The 258-nt window shown below is 36.8% G+C and carries 1 protein-coding gene; it reads left to right on the forward strand.

Annotated features, from left to right (window positions below):
• A partial coding sequence (locus tag AAEZ09_RS28665; RefSeq protein ID WP_350601725.1) for an HAD family hydrolase occupies positions 1-258 on the forward strand: 258 nt, incomplete at both ends.

The following is a 258-nucleotide window of genomic DNA, read 5'->3' on the forward strand; positions in this document are numbered from 1 at the left end:
TATTTACTGACTTAGACGATACATTATTTGCGAGTGTAAAAGGGCAAGTTAGTGAACATATGATCCCTTCTACAGTGGACATGAACGGTCAACCCTATGCTTATTCTTCAGTACAACAACAAAAATTATTAAACGTAATGATCAAATCAGATGCGATCATTATCCCTGTTACAGGGCGAAGAAGTAGTTCATTTTTGAATTGTAAGTTACCTGCGATCACCAATACTGATTACGCTATTGTTTCACATGGGGCTGTTA

Source organism: Pseudomonas sp. 65/3-MNA-CIBAN-0223 (genome assembly GCF_040310425.1).
In the GTDB taxonomy this organism is placed as follows: Bacteria; Pseudomonadota; Gammaproteobacteria; order Pseudomonadales; family Pseudomonadaceae; genus Aquipseudomonas; species Aquipseudomonas gregormendelii.